At 59.9% G+C, this 20,584-nt stretch carries 19 protein-coding genes and 1 pseudogene; 14 read left to right on the top strand and 6 right to left on the bottom strand.

The window, feature by feature from the left end; translation table 11 throughout:
- Positions 1–154: 154 nt before the first annotated feature.
- The 9 genes from ftsB to rpoS are packed head-to-tail and all read left to right on the top strand — an operon-like array spanning position 155 to position 6,791.
- A complete protein-coding gene (gene ftsB, locus AACS24_RS09970; RefSeq protein WP_033113771.1) occupies positions 155–472 on the top strand; it encodes a cell division protein FtsB in 318 nt (105 codons plus the stop codon).
- Entirely contained in the window at positions 465–1,157 is a 693-nt protein-coding gene (gene ispD / locus AACS24_RS09965) for a 2-C-methyl-D-erythritol 4-phosphate cytidylyltransferase (protein WP_108573469.1), read from the top strand. The genes ftsB and ispD overlap by 8 nt, the downstream gene beginning before the upstream one ends.
- Positions 1,158–1,211: 54 nt before the next feature.
- Positions 1,212–1,688: a 2-C-methyl-D-erythritol 2,4-cyclodiphosphate synthase gene (gene ispF / locus AACS24_RS09960; protein ID WP_033113773.1), complete on the top strand. Its 477-nt coding sequence runs from the start codon at positions 1,212–1,214 to the stop codon at positions 1,686–1,688.
- Positions 1,688–2,746, top strand: a complete 1,059-nt coding sequence (gene truD, locus AACS24_RS09955; RefSeq protein WP_108573467.1) for a tRNA pseudouridine(13) synthase TruD — start codon at positions 1,688–1,690, stop codon at positions 2,744–2,746. Before ispF ends, truD begins: the two co-directional genes overlap by 1 nt.
- Positions 2,727–3,473 carry a 5'/3'-nucleotidase SurE gene (surE, locus tag AACS24_RS09950; RefSeq protein WP_041210183.1) on the top strand — a complete coding sequence of 249 codons (747 nt, stop codon included), beginning with the start codon at positions 2,727–2,729 and terminating at the stop codon, positions 3,471–3,473. Before truD ends, surE begins: the two co-directional genes overlap by 20 nt.
- 4 nt (positions 3,474–3,477) lie before the next feature.
- Positions 3,478–4,095 carry a protein-L-isoaspartate(D-aspartate) O-methyltransferase gene (locus AACS24_RS09945; protein WP_033113776.1) on the top strand — a complete coding sequence of 206 codons (618 nt, stop codon included), beginning with the start codon at positions 3,478–3,480 and terminating at the stop codon, positions 4,093–4,095.
- Positions 4,092–4,673: a YqaA family protein gene (locus AACS24_RS09940; RefSeq protein WP_033113777.1), complete on the top strand. Its 582-nt coding sequence runs from the start codon at positions 4,092–4,094 to the stop codon at positions 4,671–4,673. The genes AACS24_RS09945 and AACS24_RS09940 overlap by 4 nt, the downstream gene beginning before the upstream one ends.
- A 9-nt stretch (positions 4,674–4,682) precedes the next feature.
- Positions 4,683–5,759: a peptidoglycan DD-metalloendopeptidase family protein gene (locus AACS24_RS09935; protein WP_033113778.1), complete on the top strand. Its 1,077-nt coding sequence runs from the start codon at positions 4,683–4,685 to the stop codon at positions 5,757–5,759.
- A 45-nt stretch (positions 5,760–5,804) separates the two neighbouring features.
- The gene (rpoS, locus tag AACS24_RS09930; protein WP_108573465.1) at positions 5,805–6,791 is read left to right on the top strand and encodes an RNA polymerase sigma factor RpoS; all 987 of its coding nucleotides are present in this window, start codon (positions 5,805–5,807) and stop codon (positions 6,789–6,791) included.
- A 121-nt stretch (positions 6,792–6,912) separates the two neighbouring features.
- On the opposite strand, the gene AACS24_RS09925 is transcribed toward rpoS, so the two are convergent.
- Positions 6,913–7,950, bottom strand: a complete 1,038-nt coding sequence (locus AACS24_RS09925) for an alkene reductase (protein ID WP_181364363.1) — start codon at positions 7,948–7,950, stop codon at positions 6,913–6,915.
- A 199-nt stretch (positions 7,951–8,149) separates the two neighbouring features.
- Between AACS24_RS09925 and AACS24_RS09920 the strand changes: the two genes are divergently transcribed.
- Positions 8,150–8,716, top strand: coding sequence for a TetR/AcrR family transcriptional regulator (locus tag AACS24_RS09920; protein ID WP_108573462.1), 567 nt, complete (start codon positions 8,150–8,152; stop codon positions 8,714–8,716).
- A 64-nt stretch (positions 8,717–8,780) separates the two neighbouring features.
- Here AACS24_RS09920 and AACS24_RS09915 read toward each other — a convergent pair whose 3' ends face one another.
- Both AACS24_RS09915 and AACS24_RS09910 read right to left on the bottom strand, forming a co-directional pair.
- Positions 8,781–9,125 (bottom strand): endonuclease domain-containing protein, encoded by a 345-nt coding sequence (locus tag AACS24_RS09915; protein WP_108573460.1) that lies wholly within the window; start codon positions 9,123–9,125, stop codon positions 8,781–8,783.
- A 740-nt stretch (positions 9,126–9,865) separates the two neighbouring features.
- On the bottom strand, positions 9,866–10,819 hold the full coding sequence (locus AACS24_RS09910; RefSeq protein ID WP_033115874.1) for a LysR family transcriptional regulator: 954 nt from the start codon (positions 10,817–10,819) through the stop codon (positions 9,866–9,868).
- Positions 10,820–10,973: 154 nt separating this feature from the next.
- Here AACS24_RS09910 and aguA point away from each other — a divergent pair, with 154 nt between their 5' ends.
- Both aguA and AACS24_RS09900 read left to right on the top strand, forming a co-directional pair.
- A complete protein-coding gene (gene aguA / locus AACS24_RS09905) occupies positions 10,974–12,071 on the top strand; it encodes an agmatine deiminase (RefSeq protein ID WP_108573458.1) in 1,098 nt (365 codons plus the stop codon).
- A 266-nt stretch (positions 12,072–12,337) separates the two neighbouring features.
- Complete coding sequence (locus AACS24_RS09900; protein ID WP_108573456.1) at positions 12,338–14,041, top strand: amidase; 1,704 nt, start codon at positions 12,338–12,340, stop codon at positions 14,039–14,041.
- A gap of 184 nt (positions 14,042–14,225) precedes the next feature.
- On the opposite strand, the gene AACS24_RS09895 is transcribed toward AACS24_RS09900, so the two are convergent.
- Positions 14,226–15,269 (bottom strand): STAS-like domain-containing protein, encoded by a 1,044-nt coding sequence (locus tag AACS24_RS09895; RefSeq protein ID WP_108573454.1) that lies wholly within the window; start codon positions 15,267–15,269, stop codon positions 14,226–14,228.
- A 272-nt stretch (positions 15,270–15,541) separates the two neighbouring features.
- Here AACS24_RS09895 and cphA point away from each other — a divergent pair, with 272 nt between their 5' ends.
- Positions 15,542–16,306 (top strand): CphA family subclass B2 metallo-beta-lactamase, encoded by a 765-nt coding sequence (gene cphA / locus AACS24_RS09890; RefSeq protein ID WP_108573452.1) that lies wholly within the window; start codon positions 15,542–15,544, stop codon positions 16,304–16,306.
- A gap of 104 nt (positions 16,307–16,410) precedes the next feature.
- Here the strand turns inward: cphA and AACS24_RS09885 are convergent, their stop codons facing one another.
- Positions 16,411–17,835, bottom strand: a complete 1,425-nt coding sequence (locus AACS24_RS09885) for a DASS family sodium-coupled anion symporter (RefSeq protein WP_041210173.1) — start codon at positions 17,833–17,835, stop codon at positions 16,411–16,413.
- Positions 17,836–18,169: 334 nt separating this feature from the next.
- On the opposite strand from AACS24_RS09885, the gene AACS24_RS09880 reads away from it, so the two are divergent.
- Positions 18,170–19,444: a lipopolysaccharide biosynthesis protein gene (locus tag AACS24_RS09880; protein ID WP_108573450.1), complete on the top strand. Its 1,275-nt coding sequence runs from the start codon at positions 18,170–18,172 to the stop codon at positions 19,442–19,444.
- A gap of 322 nt (positions 19,445–19,766) precedes the next feature.
- Here AACS24_RS09880 and AACS24_RS09875 read toward each other — a convergent pair.
- Positions 19,767–20,584 (bottom strand): annotated as a pseudogene (locus AACS24_RS09875) (DEAD/DEAH box helicase); the annotation flags it as partial.

Below are 20,584 nucleotides of genomic sequence, written 5' to 3'. Positions count from 1 at the left end.
CTGGTCAATCCTTGCGCCGGTTTGGCGGGGTTTTGCGCTATCTGACTCACCTTTGGGCACTTTTTTCTGCTTGCCCGGCCCCTTCGGGCTATTGGCTTTCTTTTGTCTTTGCACCGAATATGGGACACTAGGCCGCTTGAAGGAGACCTAGAGCATGCGCCTATTCACCCTGATCCTGATCCTCCTGCTGGGAGGTCTGCAATATGACTTCTGGCTTGGGAAGAACGGGCTGTCCGACTACCAGAGTTTGTCGGAGGCCATCTCGCAGCAGCAGCGGGACAACCAGAGCCTCAAGGATCGCAACGACCTGATTTATCGCGAGATCGATGATCTCACCTCTGGCCTTGAGGCCATCGAGGAGCTGTCGCGCAACGATCTGGGCTACATCAAGCAGGGCGAGACCTTCTACCGGATCATCCCCAAAGAGAAAGAAAAAGAGAATGAGCCAGCGGATGCCCCTTACGATGACTGATGCGAGCCGCACACCCGCCCTGACGGCGATCGTGCCGGCCGCTGGCATTGGCAGCCGGATGGGGGCCGAGTGCCCCAAGCAGTATCTGCAGCTGGCGGGCAAGACCATTCTCGAGCACACCCTGGAGCGGCTGCTCACACACCCCGCCATCGCGCAGGTGATCGTGGCGCTGGCTCCCCATGACCGCTGGTTTGACACCCTTCCGGTGGCGCAGGATGAGCGGATCCTGCGGGTCGAGGGGGGCGCCGAGCGCGCCTTTTCCGTCCTCAACGCCCTCCATGTGGCGCAAGGGGAGTGGGTGCTGGTGCACGATGCGGCCCGCCCCTGTCTGACCCACGGCGATCTCGATGCCCTGATTGCCACCGCCATGACGAGCGGCGGCGCCATCCTCGGCAGCCGGGTGCGCGATACCATGAAGCGCTCCGATGCGGCTGGCAATATCATTGCCACCGTCGAGCGCGAGCAGCTCTGGCATGCCCTGACGCCGCAGATGTTCCCCACCGGCCCCCTCAGACGGGCGCTGGAAGAGGGGTTGGCGTTGGGTGCCACCATTACCGATGAGGCCTCCGCCATGGAGCGCGCCGGTTTTGCGGTGCGGATGGTGGAGGGGCGCGCCGACAATATCAAGGTGACCCGGCCGGAGGATCTCTCTCTGGCGGGACTGTTTTTAAGCCAGCAGGCATAAGCCCACCTATCAGAACAAAGAGGTCTGAACCAACAGGCCGAACAAGGAGCGAGCATGATCCGGATTGGACATGGTTTTGACGTACACAAATTTGGCGGGGTTGGTCCCTGCATGCTGGGCGGGGTGCCGGTTCCCTACGAGCAGGGACTGATCGCCCACTCCGATGGTGACGTGGTGCTGCACGCGGTGAGCGATGCCCTGCTGGGCGCCATCGGTGCCGGTGACATCGGTCGCCACTTCCCCGATACCGCCGCCGAATTCAAGGGTATCGACAGCCGTATCCTGCTGCGCGATGTCTTTGCCCGCGTGCAGCGCGCAGGGTATGCCATCGGCAATCTGGATGTGACCATCATCGCTCAGGCGCCCAAGATGGCGCCTCACATCGACGCCATGTGCGCCGTGCTGGCTGCCGATCTGCAATGTGATTTGAACCGGGTGAACGTCAAGGCGACCACCACCGAACAGCTTGGCTTTACGGGGCGCAAGGAAGGGATCGCCACCGAAGCCGTCGTCTTACTGGTGAAACAATAATGCTGGAACAACTTGCCTACCTGCACGGTGCGCCCACCGCCCGCGGTATCCTCAAGGCCGAGGCCGCCGACTTCGTGGTCAACGAAGATCTCGGGTTTGAACCCTGTGGGGAAGGGGAGCACATCTTCGTCCGGGTGCGTAAAACCGGCGAGAATACGGCCTGGGTGGCCGGCCTGCTGGCCGATGCCGCCGGGGTCAACCGCAATGCGGTGACCTGGGCGGGCCTGAAAGATCGCCACGCAGTGACCGAGCAGTGGTTCGGTATCCACCTGCCGGGCAAGGCCGAGCCGGATCTCTCCGTCATCGAGAGCGACAGCATCTGGATCCTGGAAGTGAAGCGCCACAACAAGAAGCTGCGGGTCGGCTATCTCAAGGGCAACCACTTTACCCTGCGCCTCACCGGTCTGGAGCAGGCCGACGGGCTGGAGCTCCGCCTGCAGGCCATCGCCGCTCAGGGCGTGCCCAACTACTACGGCGAGCAGCGTTTCGGCCGTGAAGGGAACAACCTGGAAGCGGCCAAGGCGATGTTTGCCGGCAAGCGGATCAAGGATCGCAACAAGCGCTCTCTCTACCTCTCCGCCGCGCGCAGCATGCTGTTCAATGCCATCGTCAGCGCCCGTATCGAGCAGGGGCTGGCTCACCAGCTGCTGGCCGGGGATTGCGTGATGCTCAAGGGTAGCCACTCCATCTTCAGCGAAGAGAACGTGACCCCCGAGCTGGAGGCGCGTCTCGCCTCCGGTGACGTGCAGCTCACCGCGCCCCAATGGGGTCGTGGCCGGCTGGCCAGCCAGGGTGCGGCGGCCGAGTTCGAGCAGGGCGTGCTGGCGGCTTACAGCGACTGGTGTGACGGACTGGAGAAAGCGGGGCTGGATCAGGATCGCCGCCCGCTGCTGCTCAAGCCGGAGCAGATGAGCTGGCAACTGGAGGGTGAGGTGCTGACTCTCTCCTTCTTCCTGCCGGCGGGCGCCTTTGCCACCAGCGTGGTGCGCGAGTTAATGCAGGCCGAAGAGGCCGATCACGGTTTCAGGAATCAAACCGATGCGAATTCTGGTCAGTAATGACGATGGTGTGCATGCCGAGGGCATCCGTGCCCTCAGCGAGGCGTTGCGCGCCTGCGGTGAGGTCGTGGTGGTGGCACCGGATCGCAACCGCAGCGGCGCGAGTCACTCCCTGACGCTGGAGGTGCCGCTGCGGGTCACCCGCATCAGCGAAACCGGTTATCATGCGGTGAAGGGGACGCCGACTGACTGCGTCCACCTCGCGGTCAACGAGCTGGTGCGCCCCGAGCCTGACATGGTGGTGGCCGGTATCAACCACGGTGCCAATCTGGGGGATGATGTCATCTACTCCGGCACGGTGGCGGCTGCGACTGAAGGGCGCCACCTTGGCTATCCCTCCCTCGCCATCTCACTGGTGGGCAAAACCCATTTCGCCACGGCGGCCCACTATGCGGCCCTGCTGGTGAAGGGGTTGATGAAGCACCCCCTGCCAGCGGATCAGATCCTCAATGTGAACGTGCCTGACCTGCCGCTTGAGCAGATCCGGGGGATCAGAGTGACCCGCCTTGGCAATCGCCATCGGGCGGAGTCGGTGATCCGCACCGAGGACCCCCGCGGTCAGCCCATCTACTGGATTGGCCCTCCCGGCGACAAGCAGGATGCAGGAGAAGGAACCGACTTTGCTGCCATCGAGCAGGGTTATGTCTCGATAACTCCCCTGACCATTGACATGACTGCCTATGACAGTCTCGCTGGTCTGGGGGCCTGGTTAGATCTGCAGGGATGAGGGTGTGATAGTACAGCGCCTGTTAAATCAGCTCATTGCGCAGGATATTCGCGATTTTCGCGTACTGGCGACCATCGCGAAAGTGCCGCGCCAGCTATTCGTGGATGAGGCCATGGCCCACAAGGCGTGGGACAACACCGCCTTGCCCATTGGCCATGGCCAGACCATTTCGCAGCCCTACATGGTGGCGCGAATGACCGAGCTGCTGATGCAAAATGATCCGGCCCACGTGCTGGAGATTGGCACTGGCTCCGGTTACCAGACGGCGATCCTCGCCCATCTGGTGGAGCACGTTTATACCGTGGAGCGGATCAAGTCGCTGCAGTTCCAGGCAAGACGCCGGCTGCGCCAGCTCGATCTGCACAATGTCTCGGCCAAGCACGGTAACGGCTGGCTGGGATGGCCCAACAAGGGGCCTTATGACGCCATTCTGGTGACGGCGGCGGCGAGCGAGATCCCGACGGCGCTCACCGATCAGCTGGCCGATGGCGGTCGGCTGGTATTGCCGGTGGGCGATAGCCAGCAGACCCTGCAACTGATTGAACGCTCCGGCTCCCAGCTGACCAGCCGAATTCTGGAACCGGTGCGTTTTGTTCCCCTGATCGACGGAGATGTTGAGTGAAGTTGTTTTCCCGTTTGTATGTACTGGTAATGCAGTGGGCGCGCCACAAATACGCCCCCTGGTATCTCTCCATCACCGCCTTTATCGAATCGGTCTTCTGGCCCATCCCGGTTGACGTGATGCTGGCGCCGATGGCGCTCGGCAAGCCGCACAAGGCGTGGCACTACGCCACGCTGGCCACCGTCTTCTCGGTGCTGGGCGCGCTGTTTGGCTATGCCCTTGGCTACGCCCTGTGGGATCCGGTGGTGCAGCCGCTGGTGGCTTCCGTCGGTTATGAGGGCAAGATCGCCATCGCCCGCCACTGGTTCGAGCAGTGGGGTATCTGGGTCATCTTTATCGCCAGTTTCACCCCGATCCCCTACAAGGTCTTTACCGTGACGGCAGGGCTGTTGCAAATGGCTCTGTTGCCCTTCATCATCACCTCCCTCATCGGCCGCGGTTTGCGCTTTTTCCTGGTGGCAGGTTTGATGCGCTGGGGTGGCGAGAAGATGGAACGCAAACTGATGCACTACGTAGATGTGCTCGGTTGGCTCTGTATTGGTCTGGCCGTCGTGGCCTATTTCTGGTTTAGTCGTTAAGGATCCGCTATGCGTTCGCGTATTTGGCAGGGAAGCAGTGTCGTCGTTCTTTCATGGCTGCTGCTTGCCTGTTCCTCCAGTAAAAATGCCGCTCCGGTTGAGGGGCTGGGTGATGGTCCCTTTGTCTCGACCATCCCGACCCGTCAGGGCGGCGCTCAGGTCAGTGCCCCCATTCAGGGCAACAGCTACGTGGTGAAGCGGGGTGATACCCTCTACTCCATCGCCTTCAACTCCGGCAACGACGTGCCGTCGCTGGCCAGCCTCAACAACATCAGCCCGCCCTACAACATCTATCCGGGGCAGCGCTTGCGACTCGATGGCTCCAGCGCCAGCGTGAGTAGCAGCCGCAGTTCCGGCACCTATGAGGTGCGTCGCGGCGATACCCTGAGCAGCATCGGCCGCCAGTTCGGCATGACGCCGCAGGCGCTGGCCCAGAGCAACAGCCTGAGTGCCCCCTACGCCCTGCAGCCGGGTCAGGTGCTCAACGTTCAGTCTGCCGGTGGCAACAGCACCCAGATGGTGGCTGCAACCCGCCCGGTGACACCGGTTCCGGTGCAGACCACCACCACTCGACCCAGCAGCGGGCCACGTCCATTGGCAGAACCGAGTGGATCTGGTCAGACCACGCCATTCATCTCGCAGAAATCCGTTGCTGCGGAGGCACCGAAGGAATACGCTCAGGTCAAAGAACAAAAAACAGACAACTCCCAGTCGAGACTCTCCTGGCACTGGCCCGCAAAAGGCCGGATCGTCGAGGGGTTCTCTGTTGCAGAACAGGGTAACAAGGGTATCGACATAGCCGGCCAGAAGGGGCAACCCGTCTACGCCGCCAGCAGTGGTAAGGTCGTATACGCTGGCAGTGCTTTAAGGGGGTACGGCAAGCTGATCATCCTCAAGCATGATGATGACTATCTCTCCGCCTACGCACACAACGACGAGTTGCGGGTGAAGGAAGGGGACAGCGTCAAGGGGGGCTCGGTCATTGCCAACATGGGCAGCACGGACGCGCCGGATGTGCGATTGCATTTCGAAATCCGGTACAGAGGCAAGTCGATCAATCCGATGAGCTATTTGCCAAAGCGTTAACCCCAGAGAGACCGTCTTACTCTGGTAACGTCAGGGAGACACACCATGAGCCAAGAACAACTGGTAATGCAGGATGCAGAGTTAGAGTTTGACGCTGACCCCGAGTCTCACGAAGAGGTAGAAGAGCTGGAGGAGGTGGCCGCCGAGGCGGAAGAGACCATCTCCGATGAATTGCTGGCACCGGAACTGAACAAGGTGATGGATGCCACCCAGCTCTATCTGGGGGAGATTGGCTTCTCCCCCCTCCTCACAGCCGAAGAAGAAGTCTATTACGCCCGTCGTGCCTTGCGGGGTGACAAAGCAGCCCGCAAGCGCATGATCGAGTCCAACCTGCGACTGGTGGTCAAAATCGCCCGTCGTTACAACAACCGCGGCTTGGTGCTGCTGGATCTTATCGAAGAGGGCAACCTCGGTCTTATCCGTGCGGTCGAGAAGTTCGACCCCGAGCGCGGCTTCCGTTTCTCTACCTATGCCACTTGGTGGATCCGCCAGACCATCGAGCGGGCCATCATGAACCAGACCCGTACCATCCGTCTGCCCATTCATGTGGTCAAGGAGTTAAACGTTTACCTGCGCACCGCGCGTGAGCTCTCTCACCGTCTCGATCACGAGCCGACCGCCGAAGATATCGCCCATGCGCTCGATCGTTCGGTGGATGACGTGAACCGTATGCTCAAGCTCAACGAGAAGATCACCTCGGTGGATACCCCCATCGGTGGCGATCGCGACAAGGCGCTGCTGGATGTGCTCTCCGACGAGCGCGGCATGGGGCCTGAGCTGGAATCTCAGGATGACGACATGCGCGCCAGCATTGTGCACTGGCTGGAGGAGCTCAATCCCAAGCAGCGGGAAGTGCTGGCTCGCCGGTTCGGCCTGCTGGGCTACGAGCCTGCCACCCTTGAGGATGTGGGGGCCGAGATTGGTCTGACCCGCGAGCGGGTACGCCAGATCCAGGTCGAGGGGCTGCGTCGTCTGCGGGAGATCCTGTTGAGCCAGGGGCTCTCCATCGAGGCCCTGTTTAGAACAAACTGAGTCCAGAAGCAACTGATCAGCGGAATAACCGCATCGGGGCTGTAACGCCAGCCAGATAGCACGAGGGGAGCAACTGCTCCCCTCGTTTTTTATTGCCTGTCGTTTGGCGATACCGATGCGGTTAGACCAGCTCAGCCAGCATGGTATCAGCGTAGGGCACCAGCGCTTCGCCCTTCTTCACCTTGGTGAGGTAGTCCGGGTTGGCGATAAGCGGACGACCGATAGCCACCAGATCGAAGCGGTTGGCCTCGATGGCCGCGGCGGCGCGCTCGGCGTCGTAGTTGCCCACACCCACAAGATTGCCCTTGTAGTGGGCGCGCAGATAGTCGGAGGCGCGGCCACCCAGATAATCGAAGGTGAGGTTGTCATCGAAGATGCCGAGGTGGATATAGGCCAGCGGGCGATCATTGAGCTTGCCCAGCAGGTAGTCGAACACGGCGCGATCTTCCGGGCTGCCCGCCAGATGGACATAGGCACCCGGGGAGAGGCGAATACCAACCCGATCACCGCCGATCCGGGCGCTGATGGCATCGACCACTTCCAGCGCGAAGCGGCTCATATTTTCCGGGCAGCCGCCGTAGTTGTCGCTGCGCAGGTTGGTGGAGTGGTGCAGGAACTGGTCGATCAGGTAGCCGTTGGCACCGTGGATCTCCACCCCGTCAAAGCCCGCCTCGATGGCGTTGGCACCGGCAGTCGCGTAATCCTGCACCAGCTGGGCGATTTCCGCCTCGGTCAGGGCGCGCGGCACCTGATAGGTCAGCTCGCGCATGCGCGGCACTGTACCCTCGTGCGCCACGGCAGAGGGAGCCAGCACTTCCGCCTGATGGAAGAAGGGGTGGGAGAGGCGACCGACGTGCCACAGCTGGGCGAAGATCTTGCCACCCTTGGCGTGCACGGCGCTGGTCACTTTCTTCCAGCCATCGATCTGAGCCTGGGTGAAGAGGCCCGGAGTATTGGGGTAGCCCTGCGCATCGGGGCGGATGATGACGGCCTCGGAAACAATCAGGCCGATGTCGGCGCGGCGGCCGTAATAGGCAGCCATCTGCTCGGTCGGCACCAGACCTGGGCCTGCCATGCAGCGGGTGAGCGGGGCCATCATGAAACGGTTGGCCAGGGTCAGAGTGTCATTGAGTCGATACGGCTGAAACAGGGTATTCATGATAGGTTGTCCTGAACGGGTTATTCTTGAACGTGCATTCAAGACGTTTTTTTGTTCCGATGCAAGTCTTTTTTGAATGTGCGTTCAAGATGGTTGGCCCCGACCTGCGAGTGGGGTACACTTGCCGACCTTTTCCAGCGCGCGTTGCCAGCGGCTCTTTTTGTGTCGTGGCAACGAACCATTTCCGACGGGAGGAGCCATGCGCATTGCCGAGTTTGATCGTGACGAGGTGCTACGAAATGCCATGGAGGCGTTTCGCGCCAAGGGGTACGCCAAGACCACCATGCAAGAGCTGGTGGCCGCTACCGGCCTGCACCCGGGCAGCATCTACGGCGCCTTTGGCAACAAGCGTGGCCTGCTGCTGGCGGCCGTCGATCACTACGTGGAGAGCAAGCGAGCCCTGCGCCGCTCCCTGCTCGACAACCCGAGCCCGCTGGCGGGTCTGGCTGCCTATCTCGATCAGGTAGTGACCGAGGCGCTCTGCGGCACCTGTCTGGTGACCCGCACCATGATGGAGCTGAGCGAACAGGATGAAGAGCTGACCCAGCGGGTCAAGGGGATCTACGGCGAGCTGGAGCAGGAGCTGGCGGATCTGCTGGCACAGGCGCAGCAGTGCGGTGAACTGGCGCCGGATCGGGATATTCGCACCCTGACGGCTCTGCTGCTGATCAACCTGCAGGGCCTTATCACCTTCGCCCAGTGCCGTCCCGATCGCCCCCTGCTCGACGACGTGGTCGCCCAGCTGATACGGGCCCTGCGGGCGTAAGTTAGCTATAGAATTGTGTTTCCCCTCCTCCCGTTTTCACTTGTTGAATGGGTGGGAGAAGGGGTCAATCAGTCTGGCGTAATGAGAGCCGGATAAAATCCAGCACTGCATTGAGCCCGCCCAGCACATCGTTATTCCACACTCGGATCACCCGAAATCCCTGCTGATTGAGATAGGCCGCTCGAGCTTCGTCATGTATTTGGTTCACTTGCTCGCCATGTTGCGAGCCATCCACTTCGATGACCAATCCCTGTTCAAGGCAGATGAAATCCACCACATAGGGGCCAATTGGCATTTGGCGGCGAAATTTCACACCCGCCAGACGGCGATTGCGCAACTGTTGCCACAGCTTCTGCTCTGCCAGCGTGGCATCCCGTCTCAGTCGCTTGGCAAAGAGGTTGCTCTCCATAAATTGCCCCTGCTCTGTGTCGCTCTATAGATATAGCCAGCTTCCCATCATGGTTACCGGTTGGATATTGCGTCCCCTCACCCTAGCCCTCTCCCGGAGGGAGAGGGAACAGATCGAGGTGCTGTCGGGACTGGGCTGATCAGCACTGTGCTTATTGCCGTATTCGAGCTGGGTCAGCTGGATTTGGTGATATGTATTTGGCGATAAATTATTGAATGTGCTGGGAATCGTCTGGCTGATTGGTTGTCCGCGATGCAGCAAGTTGTCGCGTAACAGCTCCCTTCTCCCCTTGCGGGAGAAGGGTTGGGGATGAGGGGGAGGGAGCCGCCCTCACCCTAACCCTCTCCCGGAGGGAGAGGGAACTGATCGAGGTGCTGTTGATATTTGGTTGACCACAATGGGCCATAGCTGGTCATTGGTAATGACGAGCTGACGAGCTGACGAGCTGACGAGCTGACGAGCTGACGAGCTGACGAGCTGACGAGCTGACGAGATGCTGAGTTGATGGGCATTGCCCTACTAGTTGGTTACCCGTGATGTTGCCGATTGTACTGGATCAGCTCCCTTCTCCCCTTGCGGGAGAAGGGTTGGGGATGAGGGGGAGGGAGCCGCCCTCACCCTAGCCCTCTCCCAAAGGGAGAGGGAATTGATCGAGGTTCGGTTTGGGCCAAATGCTCCGTCAGCAAGTGCTTTTCACTGGGTCGGTTGGTGATCCCATCCAATTTCGGAGGCAAGAGTGTTTACCTCGGCCCCACCAGCTCTTTCATCAAATCCTTGAGCCATACCAGTGCGGGTTGCTGGGCATGCACGGGGTGCCAGACGCAGTTGAGGTGGTAGTCGGGCACATCTTCGGGCAGCGGCAGGCTTTTCAGCGGCCAGTGAGTGGCGAGCAGCTCGGCCACCATGCTGGGCAGCACCAGCAGGTGATCGCTCTGGCTGACGATGGCGGCGGCGGACATATAGCTCTGGCTGTTGACCGAGATGGTGCGGCTAAAGCCCTGACTCTTCAGATAGCGGTCGAGGCTCGCTTCCGAGGTGCCCAGCGGCGAGTGGAACACATGGGGCATGGCGATGAGCTGCTGCAAGGTGATGCGCTCCTGCCATTGGGAGGGGTCATCCTCAGCCCCGGCGGGGGCGGATTTGGCAATCGGCAGATCGGCGCGCACCAGCCCGGCCAGCGGCTCGGTGAGCCAGGTCTCCTTGCCGAGATACCCCGGCACCTGCATGTACTCGTCAAACCCCAGCACCAGATCGATCTCGCCGCTCGCCAGCTCGGCTTCGGGCAGGGTGTCGCGCAGGATGCGGATCTCGATGGTGACCCCCGGCGCCAGTCGTCTGAGCCGCTGAATAAGCGGCGGGATCAGCACGCACTCCACGTAATCTGTGGTGCAGAGCACGAAGCGCCGTTTCGACTGGCTCGGCTCGAACTCTTCTTCCTCGGTGAGTTGCTGCTCCAGCAGCCGCAGCGCCTGCTGCACCCCGAGATGCAGCCGCTGGGCGCGCGGGGTCGGCAGCATCCCCTGCGGCGTGCGCACCAAAAGCGGGTCGCCAAGAAAGGTGCGCAGCCGGTTAAGCGAGTGGCTCATAGCGGGCTGGCTGATAAAGAGCGCTTCGGCGGCGCGAGTGACGCTGCCCTGCGTCATCAGGGCGTCAAAGGCGAGCAGCAGATTGAGGTCGAGCTGGTGCAGTTTCATGGGGGGATTATTCGCCGTGTTTATGGGACAATCCATCCTATTCATTTGATGGATGGGGGCGCAACGTCTTAATCTGCGACCCACTCTTATTTTTCCGGGTTCCCGCGCCGCATCGGGCGTAAACGGGGCCTCAATCCATGCAAGGAGCCTTGCGATGAGCATCAAGACCATTAACTCCACGCCGGCCGCTGACGGCTTCACCATGCCCGCCGAGTGGGCGCACCAGCAGGCCGTCTGGATGATCTGGCCGTTTCGCCCGGACAACTGGCGCGTAGCCGGTCGCTTCGCGCAAGAGACCTTCGCCAAGGTGGCCGATGCCATCGGTGGCGCGACTCCGGTCTTTATGGGGGTACCGGCCCAGTTTATGGAGCAGGCTCGCGCCATCATGCCCGCCCACGTCACTCTGGTCGAAATGGACAGCGATGACTGCTGGGCCCGCGATACCGGCCCGACCATTGTCACCAACGCTGCCGGCGAGTGCCGTGGCGTGGATTGGGGCTTCAACGCCTGGGGCGGTCACAAGGGCGGTCTCTACTACCCGTGGAATCAGGATGAAGAAGTGGCTGCCCAGATGCTGACTCAGCACGAGATGGCTCGCTACGATGCGCCGCTGATTCTGGAAGGGGGCTCCATCCACGTCGATGGCGAAGGCACCTGCCTGACCACCGCCGAGTGCCTGCTCAACGAAAACCGCAACCCGCACCTGACCAAAGAGCAGATCGAGGCTTACCTGCGCGACTATCTGGGCGTTACCAGCTTTATCTGGCTGGACGAAGGCGTCTACATGGACGAAACCGACGGCCACATCGACAACATGTGCTGCTTCGTGCGTCCGGGTGAAGTGGCCCTGCACTGGACTGACGACCAGAACGATCCCCAGTACGCCCGCTCCGTGGCCGCCCTCAAGGTGCTGGAGGCGGCGGTTGATGCCAAGGGGCGCAAGCTGAAAGTGTGGAAGCTGCCCCAGCCGGGCCCGCTGTTCTGCACTGAAGAGGAGTCTGCCGGTGTCGAGAGCGGTACCGGTGTGCCGCGCGAGGCAGAAGGCCGTCTGGCCGGTTCCTATGTGAACTTCCTTATCACCAACGATCGCATCGTCTATCCGCTGCTGGATGTCGCCACTGATGGTGAAGCCCAGCGCATTCTGGAAGAGATCTTCCCGGAGCACACCGTGGTCGGCGTGCCGGCCCGCGAGATCCTGCTGGGCGGTGGCAATATCCACTGCATTACCCAGCAGATCCCCTCCGGCAAATAAGAACCGGATGACGATCCTGCTGCGAAGCCGTGATCAAGGCTCATGTGCTGCTCGGAAGCCTCACGTATGTTTATACGCTCCGGTTCCTGTGCTGCTCTTCACCTTGCTGACGGCCTCTCGCGACGGGTCGTAAACCGGTTTACGCCAGCTGAGGTTGGTATTCAAAACCCCACTCAGTGGGGTTTTCTCTCTTGATGGTGTGATGAGCGCCGGCGTTGATGCGGCGATCATCATGACAAACAGTCACCCTTTTACAGGAGATCCCCATGATCGAAGTGACCGAGGTTTCCATTGCCGAGCTGCGTGCCGCGCTCGAATCAGGCCGCACCACAGCGGTCGAACTGGTCAAGGCCTATCTGGCCCGGATCGAGGCCTACAACGGCCCCGAGACTGCCACCAAACTCAACGCCGTGGTGGTCGCCAATCCCGATGCGCTGAAAGAGGCCGAGGCTTCTGATGCCCGCCGCGCCCGTGGCGAGACCCTGAGCCCGCTCGATGGCATCCCCTACACCGCCAAAGACAGCTATCTGGTCAAGGGGCTGACCGCCGCCTCCGGCAGCCCGGCCTTCAAGGATCTGGTGGCCCAGCGCGATGCCTTTACCGTTGAGCGGCTGCGCGCCGCCGGTGCCATCTGCCTTGGCAAAACCAATATGCCGCCGATGGCCAATGGCGGTATGCAGCGCGGTGTCTATGGCCGTGCCGAGAGCCCCTACAACGCCGACTACCTGACCGCGCCGTTTGCCTCCGGCTCCTCCAACGGCGCCGGTACCGCCACCGCCGCCAGCTTCTCCGCCTTTGGTCTGGCGGAAGAGACCTGGTCGAGCGGCCGTGGCCCGGCTTCCAACAACGGTCTGTGTGCCTACACCCCGTCCCGTGGCGTCATCTCGGTGCGCGGCAACTGGCCGCTGACCCCGACCATGGATGTGGTGGTGCCCTATGCCCGCACCATGAACGATCTGCTGGAAGTGCTGGATGTGGTGGTGGCCGATGATGCCGATACCCGTGGCGATCTGTGGCGCCTGCAGCCCTGGGTGCAACTGCCCAAGGCCTCCGAAGTGCGTCCGGCTTCCTATCTGGAGCTGGCTGCCAAAGCCGATGCCCTCAAGGGCAAGCGCCTCGGCGTGCCGCGCATGTTTATCAACAAGGATGAACTGGCTGGCACCAGCGAAAACCCCGGCATCGGCGGCCCGACCGGTCAGCGCATCCATACCCGCCAGACCGTGATTGCCCTGTGGGAGCAGGCCCGTCAGGCGCTGGAAGCCGCGGGCGCGGAAGTCATCGAAGTGGACTTCCCGCTGGTATCCAACTGCGAAGGGGACCGACCCGGCGCGCCGACCGTGTTCAATCGCGGCATCGTGAGCCCGGAGTTTCTCAACGACGAGCTGTGGGAGCTCTCCGGCTGGGCGTTCGACGACTTCCTGCGCGCCAACGGCGATCCCAAGTTGAACAAACTTGAAGATGTCGATGGGCCGAAGATCTTCCCCCACGATCCGGGCACCTTGCCGAACCGCGAGGGCGATCTGGCGGCGGGCATGGACGAGTACGTCAATATGGCCAAGCGCGGCATCAAGCGCTTTGACGAGATCCCCACAGTGCCGGACGGCCTGCGCGCTCTGGAAAAGACCCGCAAGCTGGACTTGGAAGATTGGATGGACGGGCTCAAGCTCGACGCCGTGCTGTTCCCCACCGTCGCCGACGTCGCCCCGGCTGATGCGGATGTGAATCCGGCCTCCGCCGATATCGCCTGGAGCAACGGCATCTGGGTTGCCAACGGCAACCTCGCCATTCGCCATCTCGGCGTGCCGACCGTCACCGTCCCCATGGGCGTCATGGCCGATATCGGTATGCCGGTGGGGCTGACCTTCGCCGGTCGCGCCTATGACGACAACAACCTGCTGCGCTTCGCCTCGGCCTTCGAGTCCACCGGCAGCAAGCGTATGGTACCGCCACGCACGCCGCCGTTGGGGTGATGACAGTTAGTCGGAAAATGTATTGAGGTCGCCCAGCGATAACAAAAAACCACTGCTTAGGCAGTGGTTTTTTCTGGTGTTCTATATGTAAATACCTCACTGACAGGCGATAGATAATCGAGGGCTTTGGCTCGATAAAAAAACTATCTGCTATCTGTAAATTCAGTGAAATACACCATGTTATTTAGTTGTTGTTTTTTGCCCTATTCACCATATTAGCAACTTCTTCGGTCATATTACATGTTGCCATAGTAATGTGTGGGTTTTTATTGGCATATACTCTAAATACTTCATCTGCAAATGCTTGCCCAATCGAGGGAACACCTTCAAAATCAAAAACAACATTATTAAAACGTTCTATTCTAGTTAGTAATCGCTTTGCCTGAGAGCGAGATATCAGTTTTTCATTTTCATATAAGGCAAGTCTTACAGGGATGACTGTTTTATCAAATCGGTAGCTATCTTTACTGTCAGTAAATTTATCAAAAATTTCTTTAATGGTTGTCTCGCTGCTTCTAGAGATTTGCATAACGACAAGCGTACTAATCTTATCATTGTGACTGCATTCAATTTCATGTATAAAATCATAAGGATGCTCTCCATCATGAGAGAACCTTACACCTAGTGAATCGATAGTGAATTTATCAAATGCCCTAGATGTGAAGAATATGCCTTCCCCTGAGTGGTTGTCGGGATCAGTAGTAAGTTTCCCTTTTGATAATTCAAGCAAGGATTGTCTTTCATCACTTAGGTTGAAAAGTCTCTTTATCCTTTTGAATATTCCCTCACCATCATCAGCTATTAATATTTTAATATCATTAGCCTCTCGAGATACATAAATAAATACATTGTTACCATCAGAATGATCTATTGCATTATTCAATATCTCAGTAAAACCGTAATGACAAATGTCTTTAATGTTTTCAGCAAGACCATCAAAAATGTATGCAAAATGCTCGCGCCATATTTTATCCTCTGCTAGCTCATTTGTAATTTCAAATATTACACTATTGTTTCGTATATCTCCTAGGCTATAGTTTTTACCCTTGCCTACTCCTGAAGATACGAGGTATCCATCATGCTCAAGCTTATTTATATGCCTGCTTACGGCTTGTGGTGTGATTGAAAATATATTTGCGATATGTTTAACAATATCACGTGGATGATGTTTGACATCCCGTAATATTTGTCGGCGAATAGTATCTCCTCGATCTTTGTGCGATGTCATGTATGTTTTCCTCAACAAGACCTTTGTTTTCTTAAACAATACTCCGACTTTTCTTAAAGGACAAGGTGTTTGGTGTAAGGGCTGTAGGTTCGAATAGCGAAGCGTATTCGGACGATCGCGAATAGGAGGTCACTGCTGATTTTCCCTGACTTCACCCAGACTTCACACAACCTCATTTTCCCCTCACAAATCCCCCGTATCTTCTGCCCACTGCTTAAAAGGCCCGGCTTGCCACAGGGGTGGCGAGGGGGCGGTTGGTTCGAGGGAGCAAGATGATGAAAGGTTGGATGAAGTGCGGATTGGCCGGGGCCGTGGTGCTGATGGCGAGTTTCTGGGGCGGCAGCGTGCGGGCGGCGGGGATCGAGCTCAAGCAGGTGAGCGGCCCTGTCTATGTGGTGGAGGACAACTACTACGTCAAAGAGAACTCCATGGTCTATTTCGGGGCCAAGGGGGTGACGGTGGTGGGGGCGACCTGGACGCCGGATACCGCCCGCGAGCTGCACAAGCTCATTAAACGGGTCAGCAGCAAGCCGGTGCTGGAGGTGATCAACACCAACTACCACACCGATCGGGCGGGCGGTAACGCCTACTGGAAGTCCATCGGGGCCAAGGTGGTGGCGACGCGCCAGACCCGGGATCTGATGAAGAGCGACTGGGCCGAGATTGTCGCCTTTACCCGCAAGGGGCTGCCGGAGTACCCGGATTTGCCGCTGGTGCTGCCAAACGTGGTACACGATGGTGACTTCAAGCTGCAAGAGGGCAAGGTGCGCGCCTTCTACGCGGGCCCGGCCCACACGCCGGACGGCATCTTTGTCTACTTCCCCGACGAGCAGGTGCTCTATGGCAACTGCATCCTCAAGGAGAAGCTGGGCAACCTGAGCTTTGCCAATGTGAAGGAGTATCCGCAGACCATCGAGCGGCTCAAGGCGATGAAGCTGCCGATCAAGACAGTGATTGGCGGTCACGACTCGCCGCTGCACGGCCCCGAGCTGATTGAGCACTACGAGGCGCTTATCAAGGCGGCGCCGCAGAGCTGACCCGCGCTGTTTTTAAAAACGCCGCAGCTTGTGGCAAGCGCAGCGCCGGTATAGAACGCTGCACACCATCTATGCAAAAGGGCCCGTTACGGGCCCTTTTGTTATCAGATCAGCCACTGCCACCAGGTGAGGCCGATGCTCATCACCACGGCAAAGCCCACTATGGCGATCACCAGACCGATGCGCATCCACTCCGCGCTGGTGTGATAGCCCATCCCCATCAGCAGCGGGATGCGGGCGTGGGAGTAGGTGGCGAGGTTGCAGCCGACGTTGGTGATGGCGGCGATGCTGAAGATGGCGAGCTCGGCAGGTACGCCGACCGCCAGCAGGGCCCCGGCAATCACCGGCGCCAGCGCCACCACCTTGGCGGTGGCCGAGGCGAAAGCGTAGGAGGTAAAGAGGTAGAGCCCCATCACCACCAGCAGCATGGGAATGGTGCCGAGCCCGCCGAGGGTGCTGTGCATAAAGCCCGAGAGTTCATCCCCCAGCCAGCCGGTAAAGCCGACCCGCTTCAGGTTGTCGGCCATCCCCATCAGCACGCTGAACCAGATCAGGGTATCGAAGGCGGCGCTGTTGCCCTTCACATCGTTCCAGTTCAGCACGCCGAGCAGCAGCAGGGCGGCCAGACCGAGAAAGGCGACCGTGGTGGCATCCAGCCCCAGATTGCTGCCGCCAACCCAGAGCACCACCAGACCGACAAAGACCCCGAGCAGGCTCTTCTCATGGCGGGAGAGGGGGCCCATTTTGGCCAGCTCCTCGCGGGCGAAGCGGGGGGCATCCGGCGTGTCGCGGGTCTCGGGGCGGATCACCATATAGAGCACCAGCGGCATGATCAGCAGCAGACCGATGGCGGGCGGCAGCAGATAGAGCGCCCATTCGCGAAAGCCGACCGTCAGCCCGGCGACGCTGGCGGCAATGCCGACCAGCGCCAGATTGCCGGCAAAGCCGGTGCTGAAGGCGACCGCCGAGGCGTCGTTCATGGCGCTGACGCTGGAGAGCAGGAACTGGCCCAGCTTGCGGTCATCCTTGTTGATGGTCTTGGCCAGCGAGTCGGCAATGGGGGCGACGATGGCGGCGCGGGCCGTGTTGCTCGGGGTGGCGGGGGCCAGAATAAAGTCGGCAACCGCCAGACAGTAGGCGGAGCGCAGGGTGGACTGGCCGAAGCGGCTGAGCAGCAGCAGGGCGATCCGCTTGCCAAGGCCGGTCTTGGCAAAGGCGCTGGCAATCATGAAGGCGATGACGATAAGCCAGATCAGCGGGTGGTTGAAATCGACCAGCGCCCCTTCTATGGCCGCCTTGGGGGTCGCTTCGCCGCCGGCATGGAGCACGGCGTAGAGCCCGAGGGAGAGGATGGCGATATAGCCGGTCGGCGCTATGTTGGTGACGATGACCAGTATGGTGGCGATAAACAGAATGGCGGTGTGGTAGGCCGCCGGTGCCAGTCCGGCCGGTGCTGGCAGTTGCCAGCAGAGGATAGCCAGCAGCACGGTCACGAGTGCGGCGAGCTGGGCGAGAGTGAGTTTTTTCATAAGATTCCTGTCCGGAATGAGTGGGGAGGGAGCGATTGAGGCCGCTTTAGCCCCCCTACTATAAAAGGGGTATTGATGGATGCCAAATCCATCAATTGCATCAAATTGATTTTTTGATTAATTGCTGGTGGTTATTTGGTCTTGGCTGGCCTTGTGGAGATGGGGTGGTGCAGGGCAATCGGCGGGCAATGAAAAAGTGGTGAACAACAAAACGCCCGGGATCGGGCGTTTTGCTCTTGGTTGCTGTGAGTGCCCGGGATTAAGGCTGTTCAAGGCGGGTGGGCTTTCATAAGATGGCGTTTAGTCATTCCCCGGAAAACCATAAATTTTCGTTATGCAATACGCCTCTCTTGCACGCCTCAAGCAGGCGTTTATCACCGGGATGTGGGCCTCGCTGGTCAGCATCGTTATCGGCTTCGCCTTCAAGGTGTGGCTGGCGCAGTGGGTCGCCAAGGGGGAGCTGGCGCTGTTCAACAGCGTGGTGGATCTCATCTCCCTCTCCTTTATCCTGATGACAGGTTTTCGCTCCTCCATGGTGGTGAGCTACTCCCAGACCAAAAACGATCGGGACATCATCAATATCTTTCGCTACTTCCTCATCGGCATTGTGCTGCTCACCTGGGGGGCGGTGATCCCCTATATCAAGCACGGGCTCCATATCCGGGTGGAGTATCTGCAACTGGTGGGGGTCATCTTCGGGCTGGGGCTCAAGGTCTACTTCACCAATCTGGTGGCCATGTACCGGATGTATGCGCTCTCCAACCGGGTCACCTGGCTAGAGCCGCTGGCCAACGGCCTGCTGTTTATGGCCTGCTATTTCGGGCTGGGGATGGATGCGCTTGCCTCGCTCTTCTACGGGCTGACCTTCTCGTCGCTCGCCATCGCCGGTTATATGTATGTTTCGCGGCGCCGGGCCATCGCCACCAGGCCGCTCGCCAAGGTGGCGCTCGGCCCCGAGATGGTGAGCTATGTGAAGAAGAGCTTTACCGCCTCGCTGGAGGCGGGGGCCAGCATCCTGATGATTTACATCACAGTGCTGCTCACCATCCGCCACTTCAGCCTCGACGAGCTGGGGGATTTTCAGGTGGTGGTGCGCCCCATCTTCACCTACATGACCACCTTGTTTGTCTTCCCCATCTACCGCTTTGTGCTGCCGGAGCTGGCGGTCAATCTGCGTAACGGCGATCACCGCCAGATCAGGATGATCCGCAGCTGGATCTTCCGTCTCTCCGCCATCGTCAGTCTGCCCTTCTTTGGCTTGATGCTGCTGGCGGGCAAGCCGCTGGTGCTGTTGTTCTTCCCCGCCGACTACGTGGGGGCGGTGCCGGTGCTGTTCCACTTCTCCATCTTCTTCATCTTTATGATGCTCAACGGCTATCAGCTCGCCTATATCAAGGCCCACGGTTACTTTACCCAGAGCCTGCTGATCCGGCTGGCGGGTATAGTGGCGCTGGTCGCCGCCTACTATCTGGTGGCCGAGTTCACCGCCAACGTGGTGGCGATTATCGTGGCGCTGGGCCTCGGCTATATGGTGATGTTTATCCTCTCGACCCTGGCGGAGCGGCAGATTTTGCGTACCCTGCCACCCGAGCTGGCGGCAGCGCCCTAGGTTCGGCAGCACCTGTTGGCTGGCGTGACAATGGCTGGAGCAAGCGGTCGGAGTGAACCGCCTGAGAAAAAGAGCACGCCCGGTCGGGCGTGCTCTTTTTATGGATTCTGGCGGCCTGGATTTGGCTCTTGGCCGTCAGATGGGCCTTGGGAGGGGAGGTATAAGCTAAAGTTGGGTCATTTCGGGACAACCCATAAATTCTGCTTATAGTGAGCCGGTTTGCCGCTGCGCCCCTGCACGGCGGAAAAACCGGCCGCGCAGGGGCTTGTTCCGGTTTGCAGGGATGGGTTTGCAAGGATTGGGTTGCAAGGATTGGCGGAGGTTAGCGCTTCCCCTTGATCCCTTTATTGCCAGAGAGCGCCTGCTTTCTGGCGCGCTGCTTCTGGGCCGCCTTGCTGTTGCGACGCGGCTCGGGCTCGAAGCGGGTGAGATCCGGCTCAAAACCGGGAAACCACTGCTGGGGCAAACGGGTGTCGAGCACCGCTTCCACCTTCTCCAACAGCGGCGCATCTTCCGGACTGAACAGGGTGATGGCGAGCCCCTTGTTGCCAGCGCGGCCGGTGCGACCGATACGGTGGACGTAATCCTCTGCCACAAAGGGGAATTCGAGGTTAATCACGTAGTTGAGATCCGTGATGTCGAGGCCGCGGGCTGCCACGTCGGTGGCGACCAGCGCCTGCAGGGTGCCGGCGCGAAACTCCAGCAGCACTTTTTCCCGCGCGCTTTGCGACAGATCGCCGTGGAAGGCCAGCGCATTGATGCCCGCCTTGCCAAGCTGCTGGGCCAATTTGTCGGCCCCTTGCCGGGTGCGGCTGAAGATGAGGGCAGGTGCCCAGCCCTTCACTTTCAGCATGTGTTCGACCAGCGCCAGCTTGCGATCGCCATCCACGGTATAAACCCGCTGCTCGACCTCGGCTGCCGTGGTGTTGCGTGGTGCCACCTCGATAAGCGCCGGGTCGCGCAGCAGCACCTTGCTCAAGGCAAACAGGTTGTCGTCGCAGGTGGCGGAAAACAGCAGGGTCTGGCGATCCGCCGGGATCTGTTTAAGCAGGGCTTTGATCTCGTCCATAAAGCCCATATCGAGCATCCGGTCCGCCTCGTCAAACACCAGATGGCGCAGCGCCGCCAGACTCAACGCCC

Origin of the sequence: Aeromonas sp. HMWF016, from assembly GCF_963878195.1 — a bacterium.
Classification (GTDB): Bacteria; Pseudomonadota; Gammaproteobacteria; order Enterobacterales; family Aeromonadaceae; genus Aeromonas; species Aeromonas lacus.
This window is presented reverse-complemented; position numbering and strand designations above follow the sequence as displayed.

Coding starts and splice junctions, on each gene's coding strand:
- ftsB (WP_033113771.1), top strand. CDS start 155: ATGCGCCTATTCACCCTGATCCTGATCCTCCTGCTGGGAGGTCTGCAA.
- ispD (WP_108573469.1), top strand. CDS start 465: ATGACTGATGCGAGCCGCACACCCGCCCTGACGGCGATCGTGCCGGCC.
- ispF (WP_033113773.1), top strand. CDS start 1,212: ATGATCCGGATTGGACATGGTTTTGACGTACACAAATTTGGCGGGGTT.
- truD (WP_108573467.1), top strand. CDS start 1,688: ATGCTGGAACAACTTGCCTACCTGCACGGTGCGCCCACCGCCCGCGGT.
- surE (WP_041210183.1), top strand. CDS start 2,727: ATGCGAATTCTGGTCAGTAATGACGATGGTGTGCATGCCGAGGGCATC.
- AACS24_RS09935 (WP_033113778.1), top strand. CDS start 4,683: ATGCGTTCGCGTATTTGGCAGGGAAGCAGTGTCGTCGTTCTTTCATGG.
- rpoS (WP_108573465.1), top strand. CDS start 5,805: ATGAGCCAAGAACAACTGGTAATGCAGGATGCAGAGTTAGAGTTTGAC.
- AACS24_RS09925 (WP_181364363.1), bottom strand. CDS start 7,950: ATGAATACCCTGTTTCAGCCGTATCGACTCAATGACACTCTGACCCTG.
- AACS24_RS09920 (WP_108573462.1), top strand. CDS start 8,150: ATGCGCATTGCCGAGTTTGATCGTGACGAGGTGCTACGAAATGCCATG.
- AACS24_RS09915 (WP_108573460.1), bottom strand. CDS start 9,125: ATGGAGAGCAACCTCTTTGCCAAGCGACTGAGACGGGATGCCACGCTG.
- AACS24_RS09910 (WP_033115874.1), bottom strand. CDS start 10,819: ATGAAACTGCACCAGCTCGACCTCAATCTGCTGCTCGCCTTTGACGCC.
- aguA (WP_108573458.1), top strand. CDS start 10,974: ATGAGCATCAAGACCATTAACTCCACGCCGGCCGCTGACGGCTTCACC.
- AACS24_RS09900 (WP_108573456.1), top strand. CDS start 12,338: ATGATCGAAGTGACCGAGGTTTCCATTGCCGAGCTGCGTGCCGCGCTC.
- AACS24_RS09895 (WP_108573454.1), bottom strand. CDS start 15,269: ATGACATCGCACAAAGATCGAGGAGATACTATTCGCCGACAAATATTA.
- cphA (WP_108573452.1), top strand. CDS start 15,542: ATGATGAAAGGTTGGATGAAGTGCGGATTGGCCGGGGCCGTGGTGCTG.
- AACS24_RS09885 (WP_041210173.1), bottom strand. CDS start 17,835: ATGAAAAAACTCACTCTCGCCCAGCTCGCCGCACTCGTGACCGTGCTG.
- AACS24_RS09880 (WP_108573450.1), top strand. CDS start 18,170: ATGCAATACGCCTCTCTTGCACGCCTCAAGCAGGCGTTTATCACCGGG.